Here is a 24791-nt window from a genome sequence, read left to right on the forward strand (position 1 = left end):
TGTTCGTGCAGGCTATCGGGTGGCACCCACAAAGCGACGGGCCGACGGGTGTGTCCCGTCGGCCCGTCGGCCCCTCGATCGGTGCGAACCCTCAGGCGTCGACCTTCTCCATGACCTCGTCGCTGACGTCGAAGTTGGCGAAGACGTTCTGCACGTCGTCGCTGTCCTCCAGGGCGTCGATCAGCTTGAAGATCTTCCGGGCGCCGTCCTCGTCCAGCTCGACCTGCATGGTCGGGACGAAGTTGGCGTCGGCGGAGTCGTAGTCGATGCCGGCGTCCTGGAGCGCGGTGCGCACCGCGACCAGGTCGGTGGCCTCGGAGAGAACCTCGAAGGTGTCGCCGAGGTCGTTGACCTCTTCGGCGCCCGCGTCGAGCACGGCCCCGAGGACGTCGTCCTCGGTCAGCTCGCCCTTGGGGACGATGACGACGCCCTTGCGGTTGAAGAGGTACGACACCGAGCCCGGGTCGGCCATGTTCCCGCCGTTGCGGGTCATGGCGACGCGGACGTCCGAGGCGGCGCGGTTGCGGTTGTCGGTGAGGCACTCGATGAGCACCGCGACACCGTTGGGCCCGTAGCCCTCGTACATGATCGTCTCGTAGTCGGCGCCACCGGCTTCGAGACCGGCTCCGCGCTTGACGGCGGAGTCGATGTTCTTGTTCGGGACCGAGCTCTTCTTGGCCTTCTGGATGGCGTCGAACAGCGTCGGGTTGCCGGACACGTCGGCGCCGCCGGTACGGGCCGCGACTTCGATGTTCTTGATCATCTTCGCGAAGAGCTTGCCGCGCTTGGCGTCGATCACGGCCTTCTTGTGCTTCGTCGTAGCCCATTTAGAGTGGCCGGACATCTGCCTGTCTCCTTCGCGTAACCCAACCTGGACGAACTCCCCCGGGCTCGCGGAGCCTGAGGGGACCTCCAGATCCTACTAGGACGCCGCTGTCCGGTTCGCGCGCACCATGTCGACGAACAGGCCGTGCACACGGTGGTCGCCGGTCAGCTCCGGGTGGAACGACGTGGCGAGCGCGCTGCCCTGGCGGACGGCGACGATGTGGCCCTCGTGCTCGGCCAGCACCTCGGCCTCGGCGCCCACGGACTCGACCCAGGGGGCACGGATGAAGACGCCCTCCACAGGATCGCCCTCGACGCCCCGGACGGCGACCGCCGCCTCGAAGGACTCGTTCTGGCGTCCGAAGGCGTTGCGGCGCACGATCATGTCGATCCCGCCGACTGTCTCCTGGCCCGAGCGCGGGTCGAGGATCTTGTCGGCGAGCATGATCATGCCGGCGCAGGTGCCGTAGACGGGCATGCCGTCGCGCACGCGCGCGCGCAGCGGCTCCATCACGCCGAAGAGGACGGCCAGCTTGGAGATGGTGGTGGACTCGCCGCCGGGGATGACCAGGCCGTCGACCTCGGCGAGTTCCTCGGGGCGCCGCACCGGCCTGGCCACGGCGTCCGCCGCGGCCAGGGCGACGAGGTGCTCCCGTACGTCGCCCTGGAGGGCCAGGACGCCGATGACGGGGGTGCCGGGAGTGTTCATGGGTGACTACCAGCCGCGGTTGGCGTAGCGCTCGGTCTCGGGGAGGGTGTCGCAGTTGATGCCGACCATGGCCTCGCCGAGGTTGCGGGAAGCGTCCGCGATGATCTTCGGGTCGTCGAAGAAGGTGGTGGCCTTCACGATGGCGGCGGCGCGCTTGGCCGGGTCGCCGGACTTGAAGATGCCGGAGCCGACGAAGACGCCCTCGGCGCCGAGCTGGCGCATGAGCGCGGCGTCGGCGGGGGTGGCGACACCACCGGCGGAGAACAGGACGACCGGGAGCTTGCCCAGCTCGGCGACCTCCTTGACGATCTCGTACGGGGCGCGCAGCTCCTTGGCGGCGGCGTACAGCTCGTTGTTGTCGAAGCCGCGCAGCTTGGCGATCTCGTTCTTGATCTGGCGCAGGTGGCGGACGGCCTCGACGACGTTGCCGGTGCCGGCCTCGCCCTTGGAGCGGATCATGGCCGCGCCCTCGGCGATGCGGCGCAGGGCCTCGCCCAGGTTGGTGGCACCGCAGACGAAGGGGGTCGTGAAGGCCCACTTGTCGGAGTGGTTGACCTCGTCGGCCGGGGTGAGGACCTCGGACTCGTCGATGTAGTCGACGCCGAGGGACTGCAGTACCTGGGCCTCGACGAAGTGGCCGATGCGCGACTTGGCCATGACCGGGATGGAGACGGCCTCGATGATCTCCTCGATCATGTTCGGGTCCGACATCCGGGCCACGCCGCCGTCCTTGCGGATGTCGGCGGGGACCCGCTCCAGGGCCATGACGGCCACGGCGCCGGCGTCCTCGGCGATCTTCGCCTGCTCGGCGTTGACCACGTCCATGATCACGCCGCCCTTGAGCTGCTCGGCCATGCCGCGCTTGACGCGGGCGGTGCCGGTCGCGGTGTTCTCGGACGGGGCGGTGCTGGGGAGGGTGCTGGACACGGGTGACCTCGCTGGGTGAAAGACGGTTTGTGCGCTTTCGAGGAAACGCGAGGTGACCAGTCCACTGCAAGGGCCAATGAGGAGGCGGTGGATCGTTTTCCCCGCGAGCGGCGTGCGCTCCCCTGCCCTCCGGGGGGGGCGGCTCAGGTCGTGGGGCGGTCGGCCAGCGCGGTCGGAGGCTCGTCGTCCATCTCGAAGGCCATCGGGAAGGGGGCGTGTCCGGCCAGCCGGAACCAGCGGACCTTGCGGTGGCGGCGCAGCGCGCGGGCGGCCCGTACGGCGTCGTTGTGGAAGCGCCGGGCCATCGGCACCCGCCGCACGGCCTGGGCGAGTTCACCGGCCGCCTCCTCGCCGCCGGGCACCTCGCGGACCGCCTCGACCTGCTGGGTCTCCCCGAACACCGCCCGCAGGGCCTGGCTCAGCTCGCTCTCCGCCACCTCACGCTGCTCCTCCTCGGCCTGGCGAGCGGCGTGGGCCGCCTCGTAGAGGACGATCGAGGCGGCCGGGTCGAGCACTCCGGAGGTGGCCAGTTCCTGCGCCACGGAGGCCCGGCGCAGCAACTGCGCGTCGAGGGCGGCACGGGCGGCGTCGATCCGGGCGTGCAGACGGTCGAGCCGCCCGGCGGTCCAGCTCAGATAGAGGCCGATCGCGACGAGCGCGACGAGGATCCAGATGAGGGTTGCGGTCACGGACCGCAAGGCTACCGGTGCGCCTCCTCGGCCCCACGCGGCCCTCGCGCCGCACGCCCACGGCGCCTCCCCGGTGAGGCGGAGCGGAAATCGTCCAACCGCGCGGCGGACGAGGCGGAGCGGAAATCGTCCACCCGCGCGGCGGACGAGGCGGGGCGGGAAACGTCCACCCGCGCGGGGGATGCCGCTGTGGCGGCGGAGCGGGGCAGCTGGCGCGAGGTGCGTCCACACGATCGCGTACGGCGACGGCGTCCCGGTCGGCCGCTTCTCATCTCCGGCGCCGTCATCGCCCCGGTGCGCGAGGCGCCCCCCACGACCACAGGTGGCCGACCGCTCAGGCCGCCCCACCACCGCAGGTGGCCGACCGCCGGGAGCGCTCCAAGACGACACTGCAGCACCCCCAGACGGCAGGCGGCCGACCGCCTCGGGCAGCGCCTGACCGCAAGCGGCCCCCCGCCAGGGGATCAGTCGCGGGCCGCCAGGCCGAAGCGTGCTCGCAGGCCGGTGCGTTCGTCCGTGGCGACCGCTGCCGCGCCGTCCGTCACCGTCTCGTAGACGGCGAGGATGTCCGCGCCGACCGTCGACCAGTCGAAGCGCCGCACGTGGGCGCTCCCCCGCTCGCGCAGCTCGGCCCGGCGCTGCGGGTCGGCGAGCAGACGGATCGCGGCGGCGGCGAGGGCGTCCGCGTCCTCGTTGGCGAACAGTTCGCCGGCCGCGCCCTGGTCGAGGACCTGGGCGAACGCGTCGAGGTCGGCGGCGAGCACCGGCGCGCCCGCGGACATCGCCTCGACCAGGATGATCCCGAAGCTCTCGCCGCCCGTGTTGGGCGCGACGTACAGGTCGACGCTGCGCAGGAAGCGGGCCTTGTCCTCGTCGCTGATCATGCCGAGGAACTCGACGCGCGAGCGCATCTCGGCCGGCAGCGGCTCCACGGCCTCCTTCTCGTCGCCGCGCCCGGCGACCAGGAGCCGGGTCTGCGGCCGCTCGGCGAGGATCTTCGGCAGGGCCCTCATGAGCACCGGCAGGCCCTTGCGGGGTTCGTCGATGCGGCCGATGAAGCCGATGGTGTCGCCCTGCCACTCGGGCTTGGGCTTGGCGCGGGCGAAGAAGTCGACGTCGACGCCGTTCGGGATGACGACGGCGTCGCCGCCGAGGTGCTCGACGAGGGTGCGGCGGGCGTACTCGCTGACCGCGATGCGCGCGCTGATCTTCTCCAGGGCGGCCTGGAGGATCGAGTACGCGGCGACCATCGCCCGGGAGCGCGGGTTGGAGGTGTGGAAGGTCGCCACGATCGGGCCCTGCGCCGCCCAGCAGGTCAGCAGGCCGAGGGAGGGCGAGGAGGGTTCGTGGATGTGGACCACGTCGAAGGTGCCGTCGTGCAGCCACCGCCGTACCCGCGCGGCCGACAGGAAGCCGAAGTTGAGCCGGGCCACCGAGCCGTTGTAGGGCACCGGGACCGCGCGGCCGGCCGAGACGACGTACGGCGGCAGGGGTGTGTCGTCGTCCGAGGGGGCGAGGACGGAGACGTCGTGGCCCAGGCCGATGAGGTGCTGGGCCAGGTCCCGGATGTGGAACTGGACGCCGCCCGGGACGTCCCAGGAGTACGGGCAGACGATGCCGATCCTCACGGGGCCTTCTTCCCGGGGTCGAGGTCCTTGAGCCACAGCCGTTGCAGCATGTGCCAGTCCTCCGGGTGCTCGGCGATTCCCGTGGCGAAGGCGTCGGCCATCGCCTGTGTCATGACAGACGTCTTCTCGGCACGGGTGCCTGACTCGGGGACCTCGACGGGCGGATGGACGCGGCCCCGCATGACGGCCGAGTCGTCGTACCAGAGCGTCACGGGCAGCAGCGCGGCGCCGGTCTGCTGGGCCAGCAGGGCGGGTCCCGCGGGCATCCGGGTCGCCTCGCCGAAGAAGCGCACCTCGACGCCGGACGAGGACAGGTCGCGTTCGGCGACCAGGCAGATCAGTCCGCCGTCGCGCAGCCGCCGGGCGAGGGTGCCGAAGGCGCTGCCGCCGCTGTGCGGCAGGACCTCCATGCCGAGCCCCTCGCGGTAGGCGACGAAGCGGTCGTAGAGCGACTCGGGCTTGAGGCGTTCGGCGACGGTGGTGAAGGGCGTCTCCAGCTTGGTGGTGACCCAGGCGCCGGCGAGGTCCCAGTTCGCCATGTGGGGCAGGGCGAGGATGACGCCCTTGCCGGCGGCGAGCCCGTCGGTGAGGTGGTGCAGGTCCTTCGGCTCGAAGCCGGCCTTCACCCGGTCCGCGCTCCACGCCGGGAGGCGGAACGACTCCATCCAGTAGCGCAGGTACGAGCGCATGCCGGCCCGGGAGAGTTCGGCGAGGCGCTCCGGTGTCGCGTCGGGCAGCACGCGCGCGTAGTTGCTCTCCAGGCGCTGGACGCCCTTGCCGCGCTTCTTCCAGGCGAGGTCCGCGATGGTCCGCCCGAGGCGTACGGCGACGGGCTCGGGCAGCTTCTTGACGATGCTCCAGCCCGCCGCGTAGGCACCGTCCGCCAGCCGGTCCCGGACGCTGGTCACGGGGTCGCCTCGCTGTTCGCGGCGGCAGCGGCGGCCGCGTCCGCCTCGGCCGACTCGCGCCGGACGGTGACGACACGCTGGACCAGCGTGATCAGGCTGCCGACGGCGACGATCCACAGCGCGATCGGCAGCAGCACCTGGATGCCCGGCACGCCGAACCCGTGCAGGCCCGCCAGACCGGCCGCGACCAGGGAGATCACCAGACGTTCGGCGCGCTCCACCAGACCGTTGACGGCGACCGGCAGGCCGATCGCCTCGCCGCGCGCCTTGGTGTACGACACCACCTGGCCGCTGGCCAGACAGAAGATCGAGACCGCGCACAGGACGTTGTCGTCGCCGTTGCCCGCGTACCAGAGGGCGAAGCCGCCGAAGATCGCGCCGTCGGCCACCCGGTCGAGCGTGGAGTCCAGGAAGGCGCCCCAGCGGCTGGAGCGGCCGAGCTGGCGCGCCATGTTCCCGTCGACGAGGTCGGAGAACACGAAGAGCGTGATGACGATCGTGCCCCAGAAGAACTCTCCCCGGGGGAAGAAGACCAGTGCGCCCGCCATCACTCCGGCCGTGCCCAAGAAGGTGACCGTGTCGGGGCTTACCCCCCGGCGGATGAGAAACGCGGCGAACGGTGTGAGGACACGCGTGAAGAATGCACGCGCGTACTTGTTCAGCATGGCCTTCCCGAGGGTCGGTGTCGCCGGGCGGCCCCTGCTGGCCACCGGCCGCCCCATCGTAGCCACGCGCGCGCCGGTGCGACGGCCGGGCACCCACAGGCCCGTGTCACGACGCCGCGCCGGGGGTGCCGGGGCGCGATCACGTCCACTGTATGGACGCCTCGTGACGCGAGTGCGAAGCTCGAAGACACCGCGGGCGTCACCGGTGCCGCCACCGCACGCGGCCCCGCATGTCCGCGCCCACAGTGACCTCACCGTGCACGGGAGGCAAGGCCATGGGCGACAAGGCGAACGCACACCCCGGAGCCGCCGGCAGGGCTACGGCGGCCGACCACCCCGCGTCCGTACGGAATGTGGTGCTGGTCGGCCACAGCGGATCGGGCAAGACGACCCTGGTGGAGGCTCTCGCGCTGACGGCGGGAGCGGTGAACCGGGCGGGCCGCGTCGAGGACGGCGGCACCGTCTCGGACTACGACGAGATCGAGCACCGGCAGCAGCGCTCGGTACAGCTCTCCCTGGTCCCCGTCGACTGGGGCGGATACAAGATCAACATTCTGGACACCCCGGGGTACGCGGATTTCGTCGGGGAACTGAGGGCCGGTCTGCGCGCGGCGGACGCGGCCCTCTTCGTCGTCTCGGCCTCGGACGGGGTGGACGGCTCGACCCGGATGGTGTGGGAGGAGTGCGCGGCCGTCGGGATGCCGCGGGCCATCGTGGTCACCCATCTCGAATCGGCGCGGGCGGACTTCGAGGAGATGACCCGGATCTGCGCGGAGGCGTTCGGCGGCGACGACCCCGACGCCGTCCTGCCGCTGTACCTGCCGCTGCGGGGTCCCGAGGGGCCGGACGGGCACGCCCCGGTGACCGGCCTGATCGGCCTGCTGACGGAGCGGCTGTTCGACTACTCCTCCGGGGAGCGCGAGGAGGCGGAACCGGGTCCCGAGCAGCGGCGGCTCATCGAGGACGCCCGCAACCGGCTGATCGAGGGGATCATCGCCGAGAGCGAGGACGAGACGTTGATGGACCGCTATCTCGGCGGCGAGGACATCGACCTCAAGACGCTCGTGCAGGACCTGGAGCGGGCGGTGGCCCGCGGCAGCTTCTTCCCGGTGCTCGCCGCCGCCCCGGCCGCCGAGGGCGCCCGCCAGGGCCTCGGCACGGTCGAACTCCTCGAACTGGTCACCGGCGGCTTCCCCACCCCGCTGGAGCGCCCGGCACCGGCGGTCACCACGCCGGACGGCGCGGCCCGCGAGGTGGCGGCGTGCGACCCGGACGGACCGCTGGTCGCCGAGGTGGTGAAGACCGCATCGGACCCGTACGTGGGCCGGGTCTCGCTGGTCCGGGTCTTCTCGGGGACGCTGCGCCCCGACGCGACGGTGCACGTGTCCGGGCACGGGCTGACCGACCGCGGCCACGAGGACCATGACGTCGACGAACGGATCGGCACGCTGTCCGCGCCGTTCGGCAAGCAGCAGCGGGCCCTGACGCACTGCATCGCGGGCGATCTCGCGAGCGTGGCCAAGCTGAACCGCGCCGAGACCGGCGACACCCTCTCGGCCAAGGACGATCCGCTCCTCATGGAGCCCTGGCAGATGCCGGACCCGCTGCTCCCGCTGGCCATCGAGGCGCACAGCAAGGCGGACGAGGACAAGCTCTCGCAGGGGCTCGCCCGGCTGGTCGCCGAGGACCCCACCATGCGGCTGGAGCACAACCAGAGCACCCACCAGGTGGTCCTGTGGTGCCTGGGCGAGGCGCACGCGGACGTCGCGCTGGAGCGGCTGCGCCACCGGTACGGCGTGCAGGTCGACGTGGTCCCGCACAAGGTCTCCCTGCGCGAGACGTTCGCGGACCCGGCCACCGGGCGGGGCCGGCACGTGAAGCAGTCCGGCGGGCACGGCCAGTTCGCGATCTGCGAGATCGAGGTGGAACCGCTGCCGAACGGCTCGGGCATCGAGTTCGTGGACAAGGTCGTCGGCGGCGCCGTGCCGCGCCAGTTCATCCCCTCCGTCGAGAAGGGCGTGCGCGCCCAGGCGGCCCGGGGCGTGGCGGCCGGCTATCCGCTCGTCGACGTACGGGTCACCCTGCGCGACGGCAAGGCGCACTCGGTGGACTCCTCCGACGCCGCCTTCCAGACGGCGGGCGCGCTGGCACTGCGCGAGGCGGCGGCCGACGCCCGGATCCATCTGCTGGAGCCGGTGGCCGAGGTGAGCGTGCTGGTGGGCGACGACTATGTGGGCGCCGTGATGAGCGACCTGTCGGGCCGGCGCGGCCGGGTGGTCGGCACCGAGCAGGCGGGCGGCGGGCGCACGCTGGTACGGGCCGAGGTCCCGGAGATCGAGATCGGGCGGTACGCCGTCGATCTGCGGTCCGTCTCGCACGGCACCGCCCGGTTCGACCGGCACTACGCGCGGCACGAACCGATGCCGCAGCAGATCGCCGAACGCGTCCGGGAACAGAGCCCGGAAGCCTGAGCGCCGGGACCCGGAACGGAACCCGGAGACCTGAGCGTTCGGATCGGGAACGGAACCCGGAGACCTGAGCGTTCGGAGGGTGAACGGGCCCCGGGGCCGCGCGGGTTCGGGGTGCCTTCGTCAGCGGACGGCTTCGGCCGTCCGCCGACGAATGTCGGTCAACGCCGTTACTCTGAGAACCTGATCAAGACGATGACCTGATCAACAGGTGTGCGGAGCACCGAAGTCGGGAAAGCCGCAGGAGCGGGTGCGGCGGCGATGGGGGCGGAAGTGACGTTCGAGGGGTTCGATTTCACTCCCGGGGCGCAGGTGCCGCTCACGGGCTCCGCGGGACAGACGGCGGCCACGTTCGCGCTGGCCTCGGCCGCCTACCGGGACGGCCCGGTCGCGCAGATCCTCAAGGCCGACAACGAATGGCACCAGTCCACCGTCAAGGCCCCGCGGATCAAGCTGCTCGCGCCGAACCTCGGCGAGGCCTTCGCGACGGCGGTCACCGGCCGCATGCTCGGCGCCGGCCGCAAGCCGCTCATCCAGTCCTTCGGCACCGAGCCGCAGGTCGTCGTGGAGCACTGTCTCGCGGCGACCAACATCCGCCGGGACCGCGACAACTGGCTGTCGGCCATCATGGTGCTCTGCGGACTGCTGTTCCTGCCGGGCCTCGTGGTGTGGCTGCTGGTCTTCACCATCCGCACCCAGATCGCCAAGAGCGAGAACAAGCGGGCCTCCGCCTTCGGCACCATGCTGCTGTTCGCGGCCGGTGCCCTCGCCGTCCTGTTCCTGCTGAAGATGCCGTTCACGGGCTTCTGGGGGTGGTACGGCCGGGCGTCGGTGGTCCTGCCCGTGGTCGGCTGGCTGTGGGCGAAGCAGATCTGCGAGCGCACGGCCAAGGACCTGCGGGCGCGCTGGGACAGCCTCCTGTCGGGCGGCGGCCTCGGCGCCAAGATCCCGGAGGCGGTCCCCGGCAGCCCGGGTGAGACGGCGGCGGAGCGGCTGCGCCAGTCCCTCGCCCGCCTGAGCGCCGAGCAGCAGTCCAACTCCGTGTTCTACGCGGGCCCCAAGGGCATCCTCGGCATGGGCACGCGCTGGGGAAGCTGGCAGCTCGCCGAGGACCTGGTGCCCCGGGACGCGGCCAAGGAGATCCACCCGTTCCGCAGTTGGGACGTCATCCGCAGCATCCACGACCAGTTGCGCATGCTGGAGCGCGGCCCGCTCAACACCGGTGGTTTCCCGGCGCCTTCGATCAAGCACTGGGTGGTCACACCGATCGGCGAGAACGCGAAGGCGGTGTCCCGGCCCGGCGGCACGGACGTCGAGGCCTACACGGTCAAGACCCACGCCATCCAGGACATCTGCAACAAGCAGCAGTTCGGCAGCGGCGACCGGCACTACCTGGGCGTGCAGTGGACGCTCTGGGACGGCCAGTTGGTCATCACGATGCTGATCACGGTGACGGTGCTGCACGAGACGCTGCGCATCGAGGTCACCGGTCACGCGCTGGGCCCGGTGAACCCGCTGTTCACCACCAAACCGGAGGCCCCGACCAAGGAGGTCGCCAAGACCGTCCGGTTCTGGGAGACCCGCAAGGTGAACCTGCCGCTGGTCACCGCGGACGAGGTCGTACGGCTGGCCGCGCGGGCGCCGCTGAGCTGGTATCCCCCGCTGCTCGACTGGCTGGGCGGCTCGCTCGCGCTGCCCGAGCCCTTCGGGCTGCGGCACGCCTGGGCCGACCAGCCGTGGCGGCACCGCTTCATGGCGGACGACGCGCTGCGGGCCGCCACACCCGTGCTGCGCGTGGTGCACGCGGCGGCGATCAAGGTCCTGGAGGAGAACGGCGTGGACACCGAGAAGTTCGGCACCCGCTCGGCGTTCCTCAGCACCGCGGTCCAGGACGCGGCCCCTCGCAAGGCCGACCTGTACGACGCGTAGGGCTCGCTCGTACGAGGCGTAGAGCGATCGGTACGTACTACCGCGCGGCCCGAGTGAAGCCGAACGGGTACGGGCGCCCTGAACGAGTACGGGCGCCCTGAACAAGTGCGGGCGCCCCGGACAGGGGCGCCCGGCGCGGGACCTGGCGGCTCCCGGGCTGGATCAGGCCGTGGGCCAGGCGTCCGCCAGCATCTTGCGGGTGTCCGCGAGGAGCTGCGGCAGGATCTTGGTGTGGCCGACCACCGGCATGAAGTTCGTGTCGCCGCCCCAGCGCGGGACGATGTGCTGGTGCAGATGGGCGGCGATACCGGCGCCCGCGACCGCGCCCTGGTTCATGCCGATGTTGAAGCCGTGCGCCCCGGAGGCGGTCCGCAGCGCGGTCATGGCCTGCTTGGTCAGCTCGCCCAGTTCCAGGGTCTCGGGTGCGGTGAGATCGGTGTAGTCGGCGACGTGCCGGTAGGGCACCACCATCAGGTGGCCGCCGTTGTACGGGTACAGGTTCAGCACCGCGTACACCTGCTCGCCGCGCTTCACGATCAGCCCGTCCTCGTCGGACTTGGCCGGGATCGAGCAGAAGGGACAGCCGTCGTCGGCCCCCGGGCCGGTGGGCTTGTTCTCGCCCTGGATGTAAGCCATCCGGTGGGGCGTCCAAAGGCGCTGGAACGCGTCCTGCGTTCCCACTCCGATCTGCTGCTCCGGCTCACTCGTCATGGTGAGCAGCATATTGCTTCGCCCGTTCGCGGCGTGTCGGCGGGTGCCCGGCAAAGGGGCCTGCGACCAAGCTGGGGCCCATGGACGACGACAGCCCGACACGACGCTGGAGGCTGCGCACCGAGCTGCCGCTGGGGATCGCGTCGATGCTCTTCCTGGCCGCCTACGCCGCTCATGTGCTGGCGCACGGGATGCCCGAGTGGGGCCGGCGGATCTGCCTGGCCGTGATCGCGGCCACCTGGGCCATGTTCATCGGCGACTACCTGGTGCGCTGGCGGCTGAGCGGGCGGGGCCTCGGCTTCGTGCGCAGTCACGGCCTGGACACGCTGGTCGTCGTCCTGCCGCTGCTGCGGCCCCTGTGGATCGTCAGGCTGTACGACGCCGTGCTGGACCGGCGGGGCGAGCCGCGGCTGCCGCTGTACACGCGGGTGATGTTCTACGCGGGCATCGCGGTCCTGCTGCTCGGCTTCGCCGGCGCCCTCGCCGTCTACCAGGCGGAGTACACGGCGCCCGGCGCGACCATCCGCACCTTCGGGGACTCCGTGTGGTGGGCCTGCTCCACGCTCGCGACGGTGGGCTACGGGGACGTGACGCCCGTGACGGTGCGGGGACGGGTGGTCGCCGTCGTCATGATGGCGTGCGGGCTGGCCCTGCTCGGCGCGGTGACCGGCTCGTTCTCCTCCTGGCTGCTCCAGGTGTTCGCCCGCGAGGGGGACAGGGAGAAGCCCCCGGAGAGCTGAGCTTCCGGGGGCCTGGACCCCGCCGGGCGGGGAGCGCGTCACACCTGTACGCGACGCTCCACCACGTCCACGAGCTTGGCGATGGCCTCGTCGCGCGGAATGCCGTTCTCCTGCGAGCCGTCGCGGTAGCGGAAGGACACCGTGCCGGCGTTCATGTCGTCGTCACCGACGATGATCATGAACGGCACCTTGAGCTTCTGCTGCGTACGGATCTTCTTCTGCATACGGTCGGACGACGAGTCCACCTCGACCCGCAGGCCCTTCTTACGGGCGTCCGCCGCGAACTCCTCCAGGTACTCCACGTGCGCGTCGCCCACGGGGATACCCACCGCCTGCACCGGGGACAGCCACGCCGGGAACGCGCCCGCGTAGTGCTCCAGGAGGACGGCGAAGAACCGCTCGATGGAGCCGAACAGGGCGCGGTGGATCATGACCGGGCGCTGCTTGGTGCCGTCCGGGCCGGTGTACTCCAGGTCGAAGCGCTCGGGCAGGTTGAAGTCCAGCTGGACGGTCGACATCTGCCAGGTGCGGCCGATGGCGTCACGCGCCTGCACGGAGATCTTCGGGCCGTAGAAGGCGGCGCCGCCCGGGTCCGGGACGAGCGGGAGGCCCTGCTTCTCGGCGACCTGGCGGAGCGTCTCGGTGGCCTCTTCCCAGACCTCGTCCGAGCCGACGAACTTCTCCGGGTCCTTGGTGGACAGCTCCAGGTAGAAGTCGGTGAGGCCGTAGTCGCGCAGCAGGTTCAGGACGAAGGTGAGCGTCCTGTCCAGCTCGTCCGCCATCTGCTCCTTGGTGCAGTAGATGTGCGCGTCGTCCTGGGTGAAGCCGCGGGCGCGGGTCAGGCCGTGCACGACGCCGGACTTCTCGTACCGGTACACGGTGCCGAACTCGAAGAGGCGCAGGGGCAGTTCACGGTAGGAACGGCCGCGCGCGTCGAAGATCAGGTTGTGCATCGGGCAGTTCATGGGCTTGAGGTAGTAGTCCACGCCCTCGTCGAGCTGCATGGGCGGGTACATGCCGTCGGCGTACCAGTCCAGGTGGCCCGAGGTCTCGAAGAGCTTCCCCTTGGTGGCGTGCGGGGTGTATACGAACTCGTAGCCCTCTTCCTCGTGCCGGCGGCGCGAGTAGTCCTCCATGACCCGGCGGATGATGCCGCCCTTGGGGTGGAAGACGGCGAGGCCGGAGCCGATCTGGTCCGGGATGGAGAACAGGTCCAGTTCGTTGCCCAGCTTGCGGTGGTCGCGCTTCTCGGCCTCGGCGAGGAAATCGAGGTGCGCCTTCAGCTCCTCCTTGGAGGGCCAGGCGGTGCCGTAGATGCGCTGGAGCATGGGGTTCTTCTCGCTGCCGCGCCAGTACGCGGCGGCGTTGCGCATGAGCTTGAACGCCGGGATGTTGCGGGTGGTGGGCAGGTGGGGACCGCGGCAGAGGTCCTTCCAGCACAGCTCGCCGGTCTTCGCGTCGAGGTTGTCGTAGATGGTCAGCTCGCCGCCGCCCACCTCGACGTCCGCGCCGTCGTCCGAGGACGCGGAGCCCTTGATGCCGATGAGCTCCAGCTTGTAGGGCTCGGCGGCCAGCTCCTCGCGGGCGTCCTCGTCGGTGACGACGCGGCGGGAGAAGCGCTGGCCGCGCTTCTGGATCTCCTGCATCTTCTTCTCGACGGCCTTGAGGTCCTCCGGGGTGAAGGGCTTCTCGACGTCGAAGTCGTAGTAGAAGCCGTCCTTGACCGGCGGCCCGATGCCGAGCTTGGCCTCGGGGAACAGCTCCTGCACGGCCTGGGCCATGACGTGCGCGGTGGAGTGGCGCAGGATGTTCAGGCCGTCCTCGGAGGAGATCTCGACGGGCTCGATCTCCTCGCCGTCCCTCACCTCGTAGGCGAGGTCCTTCAGCTCGCCGGCCACGCGGGCGGCGATGATGGTGCGCCGGCCGGCGAACAGCTCGGCGGCCGTAGTGCCCGTCGTCACCACGCGCTCTTCCCGCTCGGAATCGCGTTGGATGATCACACGGACCTCTGACACCGGACTCTCCTGACTGAAGGCGACTCCACACCACATACGGCATGGCATGGCAATGCCCCGAATCCTACCGAGCCCGGGGGCCCCTCCGCGAAAGGGTTGTGGACAGCCCGCGCGCGCCCGGCCCGAGCCCCCGCCCGACGCCCGGCCCGGTGGGCTCCGCGGTCCTCGCAGGGGCCCGCAGTCCCGGCGAGCGGCGACCGGATCGGCAACCGGCGTCCGGCGTCCGGACCAGCGGCTTACGTCCGGCGTCCGGCGAACGTCAAACAGCGAACGCCGAACAGCGAACGGCCCTTCTCTCCCCGGCCCGGGTCTCCTCAGCCCTCTCCGCACGCCTCTTCGAAGAAGGCCGCCGTCTCCGCCGGCTCCTGCCCCGACTTCATCAGGCGGTCCCGCTCGGCATCGTCCACCTGGACGGGGGTGACCCCGGAGGCGTCGGTGAGCAGGCGGAAGCCGCCGCGGCTCTCCAGCCGTCCGTGCACGCGCAGCGGCAGCCCGGCCAGATGGGCCCGGCCCGCCGTCCGGTAGGCCTCCTCGTCGAGGGCGGCCCGTACGTGCGGGACCTCCGCGCCGGCGATGACCCGCAGCCGTACCGTGCCCGCGCCGCGCGGTCCCGAGCGGCGCATCCTGACCACGTCCGCGGTGATGCGCACCGGGACGGACGGCTCCTCGCGCAGATACCGGGCTCCGGCCTCGCGCAGCACGGGCAGGTCGCCGGGCGAGAACTCGACGGGCTCGGCGGGAGCGGGGCCGGCGGGGTTGGCGCCGCCCTGCGGTGCGCCTACGGCGGGTGACCACTCGACGGCGATCCGCGCGCCCTCGGTCCCCCGTACGAGAGCCACCAAGGCCTGGGTGAGTTCGTGGCTGACGCCCGCCTCGACGGCCGCGTCGAAGGCGTCCATGCCGCCGGTGGCCCGCTGGTAGTCGATCGCCTCGCGGGCGGCGTGGAGCGCTTCGTGAAGGCGGACGGCGAGCGGCCGCCCGGTGGCGGCGGGCACGAACGCGGTCAGGCGCCGGCCGCCCGGTTCGGCACCGACCAGGACGCCGTCCAGGGAGGCCGCGGCGGACCTGCGGTGCCGGGCGCCGTGGTAGCCGGCCCGGGCGCGGGTGGCGAGCGCGGCGGCGAGGAGCGTCTGCCGGGCGGCCCCGCGCAGGTGTTCCGCGACGGTCCAGGGCGTGGCGCCGGCGGGCCCGGTGGGTACGTCGCGCCACCAGCGGATCTCGTCGCTGGGGACGGCGAGGGCGAGCAGCACGTCGCGGGCACAGGGCGCGCCGCTGCGTCCCAGCGCGACGAGTGCCTCGCCGAGCAGGTCGTCGCTGTCGGGGAAGGCCCGGTTCTCCGGCACCAGCAGGCTGGTGCCGCCGCCCCCGGGCCCTGGTGGTGTCCATCGTCCGTACCGGCCGGGCGCTCCGCCGCACCGCTGCCAGCCGTGCCGTTCCAGGAGTGCGCCGAGGACGGCGGGGTCGACCCGGCCGGGGTCCGGCGGGTCGCTCCACAGGGTCTCGGCCGGGTGTGCCCTGGCCGGGCGCGGGGGCTCGTCTGCCGGACGGTGTGCCGGGCGGTGTGTCATGGTCTGCCTCCCGTCCCGACCCTCGTCATGATCTCGCAGAGGGCTCGGTCGTCGAAGATCCGGGCCGTCGGGATGCGGACGGTGGTCCGGTGCCGGCCGGTGACGGCGTGCCCGGCGAGGTTGATCCAGTAGCAGCAGTGCCGCAGGTCGAGCCGGTCGTGGCCGGCGCGCAGCCAGTCGTCCTGGGACCGGGGCACGAGCATCACCACGAGGATCTTGTGCACCGAGACCGGGGTGCGCGCGAGCTTCGCCAGGTGGGCGTTGTCGAGCGTGAAGGAGAACGCGGGTCCCGGTGGGCCGGGCGGGATCTGGTAGGTGCACTTGAGCTGCACCTTGATGGTGACCTCGTCGTCGACCGTGTGCCCGGGGGCGCTGTGGCTGACGTGCCAGTCGATGCCGTTGTCGGGGAACGGCTGGGACAGCGAGCAGCCGGCCGCCGCCGCTACGGCGTGCAGATAGCCCACTTGGAGTGTCTCCATGCAGGCGGTGGTGGCGAGTGAGCCGCGATGGGGTGCCGTCCGCTGGGGCAGCAGCCCGCCCCGCTCGGGCTGCGCGAGTGCCATGAGTGCAACAGCCTTCCAGGCTTGGTGTGTCCGCGCTTCGGGTCGCTGAACTGCAAAGACCCGTACCTGTGTTGTCTCCTTCCGGCGTACGGCGCAAACAGCCCGGGTATCACCAAACGGGCAGAAGACGGTGCGTCATCTGCCGTGGGTGAACGAGGAGTTGTGTTGGTATGACGTGCTGGTACGAGGGCCCTTTGGCCGCGTTCGACACGGAGACGACGGGCGTGGACGTGGAGACCGACCGGATCGTGTCGGCCGCCGTCGTCGTCCAGGACGCCGCGGGTTCCCGCCCCAGGGTGACCCGTTGGCTGGTGAACCCGGGAGTGCCGGTGCCCGCGGAGGCGACGGCGGTGCACGGGCTCACGGACGAGCATCTGCGGCGCAACGGCCGCTGGCCGTCGCCCGTGATGGAGGAGATAGCCCGCGAGCTGGGCGAGCAGGCCGCGGCGGGCCGCCCGCTCGTGGTGATGAACGCTCCGTTCGATCTGACGCTCCTGGACCGGGAGTTGCGCCGGCACCGGGCGTCGCCGCTGGACCGCTGGCTGGAGCCGAGGGCGTTGCGGGTGCTCGATCCCCGGGTGCTGGACAAGCATCTGGACCGGTACCGCAAGGGCCGCCGCACCCTGACCGACCTGTGCGCCCACTACGACGTGGCGCTGGAGGGCGCGCACGACGCGGCGGCGGACGCGCTGGCCTCGCTGGAGCTGGTCAGAGCGGTGGGGCGGCGGTTCGCCTCGCGGCTGGAGCGGCTGTCGCCGGCCGAGCTGCACACGCTCCAGGCGGTGTGGCACGCGGCGCAGGCGCGCGGGCTCCAGGCGTGGTTCGCGCGCAGCGGTTCCCCCGAGGCTGTGGACCCGGCGTGGCCGCTGCGCCCGGACCTCCCGGCGGCGGCCTGAGCGGCCACGCAGAGCGCGGGAAGCCCGGAAGGGCTGACCGGCGGCGGTGTGAGCGGGTGAGCGGGTGAGCACAACGAAAGACCGGTCCGTCGACGACGGACCGGTCTTTTCCGGGTGGGCGATACTGGGTTCGAACCAGTGACCTCTTCGGTGTGAACGAAGCGCTCTCCCACTGAGCTAATCGCCCGGGAACGCACTGAACCATACAGGTCCCGGCGGGTGTGGTTCAAACCGCTTCGAGGTAGGCCCTCAGTCCGCGTCGTCCGGCGCGCATCATCAGGGCGTGGTTGGCTCGGAAGAAGGGCCGTCCGGGCACGGCCAGGCGGCGCAGGAGCGCCGTGGTCACCCGCACTTCCTGGTCGTAGCGGGCGCGGGTTCCCGGCCCGGTCGCGTGGTCGTACGGGGCGCGGGTTCCTGGCCCGGTCGCGTCGAGGGTCCAGCGCGCCCAGCCGTCCAGGTCACCGGTCATGGCGATCTCCAGCACGCCGGCCGCCGGGTCCCTGCGCGCCTCGCGGGCGGTGAAGGTGATGTCGTACGGCAGGGTGGAGCGGATCCGGATGACGCCGCTGCGGTCGTCGACGGGCGTCACCTCGCGCACCTGGGGCCACCAGCGCGGGTAGTTCTCGGCCTGCTCCAGGGCGGCGTAGACGGCCGTGGGGGTCGCGGGCAGGTCCCACTCGGTGTGGAAGCGGTAGTGACTCCAGTCCATGGAACGAGTGTGCCCACGACCGCCCCGGGTCCATGTCCCGCTGTACGGAGCCGAGTTGGACCCCCTCTCCGGGGCGGCCCGGTTCCGGTGCCCAGGCACCTCTCGGCGGACCTGAGTACGGCGTGAGTACGCGCACTCATGTCCAGGCCACCTGGCCGGAACCACACTCCGAGGCATGACCCCTATCCCGCCCCCGGCCGAGGAGCTGCGGCTCCTGGACGCCGAGCTGCGTCAACTGGACGCCCGACGGGCCGTGTTGCTGCACCGTCGCGCCTGGCTGGTCCACGTGCTCCAGCAGCGCCCCGCCCTGCCCGCGCCCGCGGCTCCTCGGCCGCGTGACCCCGAGGCCACGGCACCCGGTGTGCAGAACGTCCTCCTGGTCCTCGGCGGCATCCTGCTCACCGTGGCCGCCATCGCGTTCACGCTGGTGAGCTGGGGGCATCTGGGGATCGCCGGCCGGTCGGCGGTGCTCGGCGCGGTGACGCTGGCCGCGCTCGGGGCGCCGGTGACCCTGCTGCGGCGGGGCCTGCGGTCGACCGCCGAGTCACTGGCGGGACTCGGCCTCGTCCTGACGGTTCTGGACGCGTACGCGCTGCACACGGTCGCGCTCCCGGACACCGACGCCGTCGGCTACGCGGCACTCGCCTCGTGGCTCCTGGCGACGGGCTGGACCGCTTACGGGCTCACGGTCGGCGCGGGGAACCGGATGCCGGGCGGCGCGGGGAACCGGATGCCGGGCGGGGCGGGGACCCGGATGCCGGGCGGGGCGGGGAATCGGATGCCGGGCGGGGCGGGGACCCGGATGCCGGGCGGGGCGGGGGCCCAGGCGCCGGGCGGGGCGGGCGGCGGGCAGCCGTCCCCCACGAAGTCCGGTGCCGGGAACGGCGCCCCCGGGACTCGGGCGGGCTTCGGGCTGCGGCTGCCGCTTCCGGCCGCCGTGGTCGCCGCTCAGTTCCCGCTCGTCCTCTGGGCGGCGGCCGTCGGCGCGGGGGCGCACGCCATCACGGCGGCCCTGCTGGTGACGGCCGCGTTCGACGCCGTGATCGCGCTGCGGGCGGCGCGGACACCGGTCCGGGTCGTCGCGGCCGTCGGCGCGTTCGGTCTGGGCGGCTGGGGTGTCTTCGCCGCCTGCTGGCTGTCCTGGACGGCCGCCGGTCCGAGCGCCGCCGCACGGGCGGGCGCGCTGCTGTTGCTCGCCGCCTCGATCGCGCTCACGGCGGCGTGGGCGGCGGCGAGGCCGGGCGTCGCGACCGTGACCGCCACGGCCGGCGGACTGATCACGGTCGTCGCGTTCGGCGGTGTGCTGCGGACCGTCCTGCCCGGCGAGTGGACCGTTGTCGGCCATCTGCTGTGCGGGCTGGCCCTGTTGGCGGCGGTACGGCCCGCCGTACCCGAGCCGGTGCGCCGTGGGATCGCCGCCGCCTCCGGCTCCGTGCAGGCGCTCGCCGTGGTGTGGGCGCTGCCCACGGTCGTGGTCGCGCTCGTGGGACCGCTCGCCCGGGTGGGCTCGGTGTGGTCCGGTGCCCCGGCGACCGCGCGGGACGCGGTGACGCGTGGCCTACCCTGGCCCCCGGACGCGGCCCCGGCACCGCTCGTCCTCGCCCTCGTCGCGGCGGTCCTGGTGGCGGTCGTCCGCTCCACCGCCTGGCGCACCGCGGCCCGGACGGGCGCTCTGCTCCTCTCCTGGTCGACGGCGCTCGTCCTCCCGGCCGCGCTCGAACTCCCTTACGCGGCCGGCCTGTCCGTCCACGGCCTGACGGTGGCCGTGCTGCTCGGGTACGCCCGTCGCCCGCGTCTTTCGCCGGCGGCGGTGGTCCTGGCGCTGGTCACCTCCGTCGACCTCTCGTTCCTGGCGCTCGCCTCCGAGACCGCCACGCTGACCGTGTTCGCCTCGCTGACCGTCCTGTTCGCGGCCGTCGCCCGGCAGCCCGGTCTCGGCCCGGCCGGAACGCCCGCCGCCCTCGGCTACACCACCGCCCTGGCCTGCGCGGCGGGCGCGGCCTTCGGCTGGCAGCCCCAGCACACGGCCCTGCTCGTGCTCGTGGTCCCCGTCGCGGCGGCCCTGCTGGCGGCGCGCCTCACCGACGTGCCGACGACGGTGTCGGCCGAGATCGCCGGAGCCGTCGCGGGACTCTTCGCCATCGCGCTCACCGTCACGGACCCGCCGATGCTGGCGACCGTCCTCGCGCTGTGCGCCGCCATCACGGCGGGCACGGCGGTACGGGAGGACCGGCGCGCGGCGGGATATGCGGCCGCCGTCCTGTTCGTGCTGGCCGCCTGGGTGCGGCTGGCGGCCTGGGGCGTGGCGTCCCCGGAGGCGTACACGCTGCCGGTGTCGGTCCCGGCGCTGCTGGTGGGCGCGTACCGGCGCCGCGAGGACCCGGCGGTGTCGTCGTGGACGGCGTTCGCGCCGGGCCTGTGCCTGACGCTCTTCCCGAGCCTGCTGGCCGCGTGGGCCGACCCGCGGCCGCTGCGTCCCCTGCTGCTCGGTGCGGCGGCGCTGGCCGTGACGCTGCTGGGCGCCCGGCACCGCCTCCAGGCGCCGCTGCTGCTGGGCGGCGCCGTGCTCACGCTGGACGCGCTGCACGAACTGGCGCCGTACATCGTGCAGATGGTCGGGGCGCTCCCCCGCTGGGTGCTGCCCGCGCTCGCCGGTGTGCTGCTGCTGGCCCTGGGTGCCACGTACGAGCAGCGGATCCGCGACGCGCGCCGGGTGCGGGACGTGCTGGGACGGATGGACTGACCGGCGGCCGCCGAGGGTGAACGGTTTCGGGCCCTTTACCGGAATTCAGCGGGATGTCTCCGGTAATGAGACGGGCACACCGGGCGACCGCCGCGTCCGGCACCGACGTCCGGAGACCATGCGTCGACCAGGGGCGGGGAGAGAACGTACGACTTCTCTCCGCCCCTCTTCACATTTCGCCGCCACGGCCGTCCGGACGCATCTCACGGCGCGCCGCACGCGGGGTGCTTGACGAACACGGGGCGCATCCCCTTGAGTACGCGCCGACGCGACGACTCCCGCTCGCCCCCTCCCCCACTCGGGGCTCACCCGGCCCCAAGCGCCGCCCCACCGAAGACAAGTGACACGGCGTTGGATCGAACCGGAATACCGGTCCCTTTCCCGTCCGGCGCGACCACTCCCCCACGACTTCGGCTCAACGATTTCCGAGCGGATTGCTATTTCCTGCCCTTATCCGCGACTTGAGCGCGAACCGGCTCCGGCTCTTGTCGTATTTCCGCAGAAAATCAGCCGGCGTTCCGAAATGCGCGCCCGGATTTCGTTCCATGGCCGGGCACAAGAACTTCCCTCAGAAGTCCACATAATCCTGGAAGTCCACTTCACTCGCCCGCCGGAAACTCCCCCCATCCCCCGAAGTACCGGGCCACACCCCGCCGGTCACCTCGATCACCCTCATCCGACCCCGCCTCAGGTAACGGACCGTCACCTTCCGCATCTCGCCGACGCCGACGACGACCTGGCACTCAGGCCCCTACGGCGAGGTCGGCATCCAGGAGAGAGACGCACAGGTGGGCGCACACGATCGACTGGTCGAACACGTTTCGCAAGGTGAGGCGGGAGGGACGCGCGGCCGAAAACGTACGACGCCGCGGCCGTCGGAGACGCGCCACGGAACGGAGCGTGAGGGGCGGCGACCCGGCGGGAAAGCGGCCCGGGGCGCGCCCGACCTCCGTAGGCCGACACGGGCCCCCGTGCCGCTCGACCTCGGCAGGCCGGCACGGGGGCCCGTGGTGACAACGAGAACGGCTCCGGTCCACGATGACGTGGACCGGAGCCGTTTCGTACAAGTGGGCGATACTGGGTTCGAACCAGTGACCTCTTCGGTGTGAACGAAGCGCTCTCCCGCTGAGCTAATCGCCCGGGCGCAGAGAGAACATTACCCCATGTCAGCGGGTGGCCTCGACCGGCGTGAGCGGCCCGCCGAGGGGCCGGTCCCGCCCGGTCACTCCGTGATGTTCCAGGGCATCTCGAAGCCGAACTTCCAGACGTAGACGCCGACGAGGACGGCCACGATCACCAGGCCGACCGTGGTCAGGATGATGTTGCGACGCCGGACCTTGGGGTCGAGCGCGCGCTGTGCCGCCTCCGTGACCTTGCGTTTCGTCCAGCGGAGCACGAGCTGCGCCCAGACGAACTCGGTCGCCCAGATCGCCATACCGCCGAAGATCACCAGCCAGCCGGGGCCCGGCAGCGGGAGCATGATCACGCCCGCCGCGACCACCGCGAGCCCCACGACGAAAACGCCGACCTGCCAGCTCACGTGCAGCGCGCGCCGCGCCCTGATGAATTCCGGCGCCCGCGAACCGAGCGCTCGCTCACTCTCCGACTCGTCGTCCGCCATGGCGACCTTGCCCGGCTCGTCACTCCCCGTATTCATACGACCAAACCCTACCCGAGAGAAACCGGTCACCGGAATGGCCCTATCCGGCGAAGGCGCCCTCGGCCGGATGAGTTACATAAAGACACGCAAAACCCTCGAAGGGGTTTACAACGGCACCGTAGGTGGCATGTCGATTTCGCCGACGTGCGAATCCCCGAGCGCACACTGAGCGAAAGGCCCTGGCGCTTATGAACACCACGGTCAGCTGCGAGCTGCACCTGCGCCTCGTTGTGTCGAGCGAGTCCTCACTGCCTGTACCCGCAGGACTGCGGTATGACACGGCCGATCCCTACGCCGTGCACGCCACCTTCCACACCGGAGCCGAGGAAACCGTCGAGTGGGTGTTCGCCCGCGACCTCCTTGCCGAGGGCCTGCACCGGCCCACCGGTACCGGCGACGTCCGAGTCTGGCCGTCCCGTAGCCACGGCCAGGGCGTCGTATGCATCGCCCTCAGCTCCCCCGAGGGTGAAGCCCTGCTCGAAGCCCCAGCGAGGGCCCTGGAATCCTTCCTGAAGCGAACGGACGCAGCCGTGCCCCCGGGCACGGAACACCGGCACTTCGACCTCGACACGGAGCTCTCACACATCCTGGCCGAGAGCTGACGCGTCCCCACAGAGCCGCCCGGCGCCGTCCACTCGGGGAGACGGCTCGGGCCTGGACAACCGCATAGGGATGACACCGGCGCCGGCGCCGCGGAAAGTCCGCGGCGGCGGCGCCGGTGCGTTCCCGGGGCCTCACGGGCCCCACGCCCGCATCCGTCCGGCCGGAAAGCACTACCATCGGCCAGCATCGGACGGGCGGCCTCGCCCGGCCCCCAGGCCAGGGAGCGAATCGTGTTGATCACCCACGACACCCGGTGCTCGCTCGACGCCGTGGTGGATCTGGTGAACACCGCGCCGGAGAGCGAGACGGCCGACGGACTCGCGGACGTCCCGTCGCTCGCCGATTTCGTGCGCGACCACGACATCAGCGATGTGGGGGTGCTGTCGGCGGACGATCTCGCCGCCGTGCACCACATCCGCGGCCGGTTCGCGGCGGTCTTCGCGGCCGACGACCCGCGGACCGCGGCCTCCCTCATCAACGAGCTGGTCGCCGCGGCGGGCACCACGCCCCGACTGACGGACCACGACGGCTACGACTGGCATGTCCACTACTTCGCGCCGGGCGCCTCGGTGGCCGACCATCTCGCGGCGGACTGCGGGATGGCGCTGGCCTTCTTCGTGGTCGCCGGGGAGCAGGAGCGGCTGCGCCGCTGCGAGGCACCGGACTGCCGGCGCGCCTTCGTCGACCTCTCCCGCAACCGCTCGCGCCGCTACTGCGACAGCCGGACCTGCGGGAACCGCCTCCACGTGGCCGCGTACCGGGCACGTCGCAAGGAGGCCGCGGGCTGACCCGCCGGTCGCGAGGGGCCCGCGCCGGCCGCCTCGCGCGGGAGGGGCCGGACCGACGGAGCCCTCGGCGGGTGACGCCAGGGGCTCCGTGTACAGCTCAGAGCAGCAGCAGGTCGTGCAGCGAAGCCATGAGGAGCAGGCAGCCGATCACTGTAAGGAAGATCATCAGTGGCGGCTGGGAGAGCGCGAAGAGACAACCTCGCCGCTCCTTGGACGGGGCGGCGGTGTCGCTCGGTGTTGTGTCCAGCATCTCGCGGGCGATGATGACGCAGGCGGCACCCTCTGCGCGATCAACACGCACGGAATATACGGGAGTTCGCTGGATCATGTGACGGGCGTGCCCGAACCTGAACGGTTCCGCACGTTCCGTGCGCTTCGTGTGTGATCTTGTGGCAGGTCGGCGGTGAGCCGCCTTGGCCGCGGTGTGCCGGCCGGATCCGGCTGCCGTGCCGCGTCAGATCAGATGCCGTGCTTCTTCAGAATCGCCTCGATGTCGCTGAAGTCGTCGCCGGAGCCTTCGGCGCGGGGCGCCGCCGCCGGCCGGGCGGCCGGACGCGAGGCCTGGCCCAGTGACGGAGCGGAGGCCGCCGGAGCCACCGCGTCACGCTCCGCCGCCGCCTTCGCCGCTCTGCGCTCCTTGCGCGTCCCGCCGCCACGCCGCTCAACGGCCTTGGTGATCATGAATAGCAGCCAGGCGCCGCCGAGCACCACGAAGCCGGCCCACGCCGTCGGACTGAACGCGGTGTCCGCCAGCCAGCCGACCACACCGGTCATGACCAGGCCTATCGGCACCAGCGAGTACGCGGCGATCCGCGCCGCGGACAGGAAACGCTTGCGGTAGGCCGTCACCGCGGCGATGCCGAGGCCGGCGACGGAGACGGCTGAACAGACGGTCTCGGCAATCATCCGGTCCTCCAGGCAGGCTCGGTCGAGCGGGCGGTTCGTCCCTTCCATCCTGCACCGTCACCCACCCGTGAGGCCACGCTCCGAGCCAACCTCAGGGACATCTAGGGGACATCTAAGGGACGCCCTCCTCCCCAGGTCCCG

Annotated in this window: 22 protein-coding genes and 2 tRNA genes; 7 read left to right on the forward strand and 17 right to left on the reverse strand. The window is 71.9% G+C overall.

Features of this window, described 5'->3' with window-relative positions; genetic code table 11:
• Window positions 1-91 precede the first annotated feature (91 nt).
• The 7 genes from AB0912_RS25305 to pgsA form a co-directional block, all read right to left on the reverse strand.
• Complete coding sequence (locus AB0912_RS25305; protein WP_366703511.1) at window positions 92-844, reverse strand: YebC/PmpR family DNA-binding transcriptional regulator; 753 nt, start codon at window positions 842-844, stop codon at window positions 92-94.
• 78 nt (window positions 845-922) lie between these two features.
• Window positions 923-1534 (reverse strand): pyridoxal 5'-phosphate synthase glutaminase subunit PdxT, encoded by a 612-nt coding sequence (pdxT, locus tag AB0912_RS25310; RefSeq protein ID WP_366703513.1) that lies wholly within the window; start codon window positions 1532-1534, stop codon window positions 923-925.
• Between the two features lie 6 nt (window positions 1535-1540).
• The gene (pdxS, locus tag AB0912_RS25315) at window positions 1541-2461 is read right to left on the reverse strand and encodes a pyridoxal 5'-phosphate synthase lyase subunit PdxS (RefSeq protein ID WP_366703515.1); all 921 of its coding nucleotides are present in this window, start codon (window positions 2459-2461) and stop codon (window positions 1541-1543) included.
• A gap of 143 nt (window positions 2462-2604) precedes the next feature.
• Window positions 2605-3150, reverse strand: a complete 546-nt coding sequence (locus tag AB0912_RS25320; protein WP_366703517.1) for a hypothetical protein — start codon at window positions 3148-3150, stop codon at window positions 2605-2607.
• Between the two features lie 464 nt (window positions 3151-3614).
• Window positions 3615-4778 (reverse strand): glycosyltransferase family 4 protein, encoded by a 1164-nt coding sequence (locus AB0912_RS25325; protein WP_366703519.1) that lies wholly within the window; start codon window positions 4776-4778, stop codon window positions 3615-3617.
• Entirely contained in the window at window positions 4775-5686 is a 912-nt protein-coding gene (locus tag AB0912_RS25330) for a phosphatidylinositol mannoside acyltransferase (protein WP_366703521.1), read from the reverse strand. Before AB0912_RS25330 ends, AB0912_RS25325 begins: the two co-directional genes overlap by 4 nt.
• Window positions 5683-6408 carry a phosphatidylinositol phosphate synthase gene (gene pgsA / locus AB0912_RS25335; protein WP_366703567.1) on the reverse strand — a complete coding sequence of 242 codons (726 nt, stop codon included), beginning with the start codon at window positions 6406-6408 and terminating at the stop codon, window positions 5683-5685. The genes AB0912_RS25330 and pgsA overlap by 4 nt, the downstream gene beginning before the upstream one ends.
• A 218-nt stretch (window positions 6409-6626) precedes the next feature.
• Between pgsA and AB0912_RS25340 the strand changes: the two genes are divergently transcribed.
• Window positions 6627-8822 carry an elongation factor G-like protein EF-G2 gene (locus tag AB0912_RS25340; protein WP_366703523.1) on the forward strand — a complete coding sequence of 732 codons (2196 nt, stop codon included), beginning with the start codon at window positions 6627-6629 and terminating at the stop codon, window positions 8820-8822.
• A gap of 258 nt (window positions 8823-9080) precedes the next feature.
• Window positions 9081-10748 carry a hypothetical protein gene (locus AB0912_RS25345; protein WP_366703525.1) on the forward strand — a complete coding sequence of 556 codons (1668 nt, stop codon included), beginning with the start codon at window positions 9081-9083 and terminating at the stop codon, window positions 10746-10748.
• 162 nt (window positions 10749-10910) lie between these two features.
• On the opposite strand, the gene AB0912_RS25350 is transcribed toward AB0912_RS25345, so the two are convergent.
• Entirely contained in the window at window positions 10911-11471 is a 561-nt protein-coding gene (locus AB0912_RS25350; protein ID WP_366703527.1) for an HIT domain-containing protein, read from the reverse strand.
• Window positions 11472-11539: 68 nt separating this feature from the next.
• On the opposite strand from AB0912_RS25350, the gene AB0912_RS25355 reads away from it, so the two are divergent.
• Window positions 11540-12199, forward strand: a complete 660-nt coding sequence (locus tag AB0912_RS25355; protein ID WP_366703529.1) for an ion channel — start codon at window positions 11540-11542, stop codon at window positions 12197-12199.
• Between the two features lie 38 nt (window positions 12200-12237).
• Here AB0912_RS25355 and thrS read toward each other — a convergent pair whose 3' ends face one another.
• From thrS to AB0912_RS25370, 3 genes are all read right to left on the reverse strand, one after another.
• Window positions 12238-14214 carry a threonine--tRNA ligase gene (gene thrS / locus AB0912_RS25360; RefSeq protein ID WP_366703531.1) on the reverse strand — a complete coding sequence of 659 codons (1977 nt, stop codon included), beginning with the start codon at window positions 14212-14214 and terminating at the stop codon, window positions 12238-12240.
• Between the two features lie 314 nt (window positions 14215-14528).
• Window positions 14529-15782: a hypothetical protein gene (locus AB0912_RS25365; protein WP_366703533.1), complete on the reverse strand. Its 1254-nt coding sequence runs from the start codon at window positions 15780-15782 to the stop codon at window positions 14529-14531.
• A complete protein-coding gene (locus tag AB0912_RS25370; protein WP_366703535.1) occupies window positions 15779-16345 on the reverse strand; it encodes a DUF4365 domain-containing protein in 567 nt (188 codons plus the stop codon). The genes AB0912_RS25365 and AB0912_RS25370 overlap by 4 nt, the downstream gene beginning before the upstream one ends.
• A 170-nt stretch (window positions 16346-16515) precedes the next feature.
• On the opposite strand from AB0912_RS25370, the gene AB0912_RS25375 reads away from it, so the two are divergent.
• Window positions 16516-17241, forward strand: coding sequence for a 3'-5' exonuclease (locus tag AB0912_RS25375; protein WP_366703537.1), 726 nt, complete (start codon window positions 16516-16518; stop codon window positions 17239-17241).
• Window positions 17242-17356: 115 nt separating this feature from the next.
• On the opposite strand, the gene AB0912_RS25380 is transcribed toward AB0912_RS25375, so the two are convergent.
• Together AB0912_RS25380 and AB0912_RS25385 are read right to left on the reverse strand one after the other, a co-directional pair.
• A tRNA-Val gene (locus tag AB0912_RS25380) sits at window positions 17357-17428 on the reverse strand.
• 39 nt (window positions 17429-17467) lie between these two features.
• Window positions 17468-17950 carry an SRPBCC family protein gene (locus tag AB0912_RS25385; RefSeq protein WP_366703539.1) on the reverse strand — a complete coding sequence of 161 codons (483 nt, stop codon included), beginning with the start codon at window positions 17948-17950 and terminating at the stop codon, window positions 17468-17470.
• Between the two features lie 175 nt (window positions 17951-18125).
• Here AB0912_RS25385 and AB0912_RS25390 point away from each other — a divergent pair, with 175 nt between their 5' ends.
• The gene (locus AB0912_RS25390; RefSeq protein ID WP_366703541.1) at window positions 18126-20693 is read left to right on the forward strand and encodes a hypothetical protein; all 2568 of its coding nucleotides are present in this window, start codon (window positions 18126-18128) and stop codon (window positions 20691-20693) included.
• 1068 nt (window positions 20694-21761) lie between these two features.
• On the opposite strand, the gene AB0912_RS25395 is transcribed toward AB0912_RS25390, so the two are convergent.
• Window positions 21762-21833: transfer RNA gene (locus AB0912_RS25395), tRNA-Val, on the reverse strand.
• Window positions 21834-21915: 82 nt separating this feature from the next.
• Window positions 21916-22350: a TIGR02611 family protein gene (locus tag AB0912_RS25400; protein ID WP_366703543.1), complete on the reverse strand. Its 435-nt coding sequence runs from the start codon at window positions 22348-22350 to the stop codon at window positions 21916-21918.
• Between the two features lie 191 nt (window positions 22351-22541).
• Between AB0912_RS25400 and AB0912_RS25405 the strand changes: the two genes are divergently transcribed.
• The gene (locus AB0912_RS25405; protein WP_003959770.1) at window positions 22542-22955 is read left to right on the forward strand and encodes an SsgA family sporulation/cell division regulator; all 414 of its coding nucleotides are present in this window, start codon (window positions 22542-22544) and stop codon (window positions 22953-22955) included.
• 231 nt (window positions 22956-23186) lie between these two features.
• Complete coding sequence (locus AB0912_RS25410; RefSeq protein ID WP_366703545.1) at window positions 23187-23744, forward strand: CGNR zinc finger domain-containing protein; 558 nt, start codon at window positions 23187-23189, stop codon at window positions 23742-23744.
• Window positions 23745-23841: 97 nt separating this feature from the next.
• On the opposite strand, the gene AB0912_RS25415 is transcribed toward AB0912_RS25410, so the two are convergent.
• Together AB0912_RS25415 and AB0912_RS25420 are read right to left on the reverse strand one after the other, a co-directional pair.
• Complete coding sequence (locus AB0912_RS25415; RefSeq protein WP_366703569.1) at window positions 23842-24045, reverse strand: hypothetical protein; 204 nt, start codon at window positions 24043-24045, stop codon at window positions 23842-23844.
• 158 nt (window positions 24046-24203) lie between these two features.
• Window positions 24204-24698 (reverse strand): hypothetical protein, encoded by a 495-nt coding sequence (locus AB0912_RS25420; protein WP_366703547.1) that lies wholly within the window; start codon window positions 24696-24698, stop codon window positions 24204-24206.
• Window positions 24699-24791 lie beyond the last annotated feature (93 nt).

It is taken from the genome of Streptomyces sp. NPDC007084, assembly GCF_040703595.1.
Lineage (GTDB): Bacteria > Actinomycetota > Actinomycetes > Streptomycetales > Streptomycetaceae > Streptomyces.

Excerpts from the sequence above, each read along its gene's own strand:
- AB0912_RS25305 (WP_366703511.1), bottom strand. The coding sequence starts at position 844 with ATGTCCGGCCACTCTAAATGGGCTACGACGAAGCACAAGAAGGCCGTG.
- pdxT (WP_366703513.1), bottom strand. The coding sequence starts at position 1,534 with ATGAACACTCCCGGCACCCCCGTCATCGGCGTCCTGGCCCTCCAGGGC.
- pgsA (WP_366703567.1), bottom strand. The coding sequence starts at position 6,408 with ATGGGGCGGCCGGTGGCCAGCAGGGGCCGCCCGGCGACACCGACCCTC.
- AB0912_RS25340 (WP_366703523.1), top strand. The coding sequence starts at position 6,627 with ATGGGCGACAAGGCGAACGCACACCCCGGAGCCGCCGGCAGGGCTACG.
- AB0912_RS25345 (WP_366703525.1), top strand. The coding sequence starts at position 9,081 with ATGGGGGCGGAAGTGACGTTCGAGGGGTTCGATTTCACTCCCGGGGCG.
- AB0912_RS25350 (WP_366703527.1), bottom strand. The coding sequence starts at position 11,471 with ATGCTGCTCACCATGACGAGTGAGCCGGAGCAGCAGATCGGAGTGGGA.
- AB0912_RS25355 (WP_366703529.1), top strand. The coding sequence starts at position 11,540 with ATGGACGACGACAGCCCGACACGACGCTGGAGGCTGCGCACCGAGCTG.
- AB0912_RS25365 (WP_366703533.1), bottom strand. The coding sequence starts at position 15,782 with ATGACACACCGCCCGGCACACCGTCCGGCAGACGAGCCCCCGCGCCCG.
- AB0912_RS25370 (WP_366703535.1), bottom strand. The coding sequence starts at position 16,345 with ATGGCACTCGCGCAGCCCGAGCGGGGCGGGCTGCTGCCCCAGCGGACG.
- AB0912_RS25375 (WP_366703537.1), top strand. The coding sequence starts at position 16,516 with ATGACGTGCTGGTACGAGGGCCCTTTGGCCGCGTTCGACACGGAGACG.
- AB0912_RS25385 (WP_366703539.1), bottom strand. The coding sequence starts at position 17,950 with ATGGACTGGAGTCACTACCGCTTCCACACCGAGTGGGACCTGCCCGCG.
- AB0912_RS25390 (WP_366703541.1), top strand. The coding sequence starts at position 18,126 with ATGACCCCTATCCCGCCCCCGGCCGAGGAGCTGCGGCTCCTGGACGCC.
- AB0912_RS25400 (WP_366703543.1), bottom strand. The coding sequence starts at position 22,350 with ATGAATACGGGGAGTGACGAGCCGGGCAAGGTCGCCATGGCGGACGAC.
- AB0912_RS25405 (WP_003959770.1), top strand. The coding sequence starts at position 22,542 with ATGAACACCACGGTCAGCTGCGAGCTGCACCTGCGCCTCGTTGTGTCG.
- AB0912_RS25420 (WP_366703547.1), bottom strand. The coding sequence starts at position 24,698 with ATGGAAGGGACGAACCGCCCGCTCGACCGAGCCTGCCTGGAGGACCGG.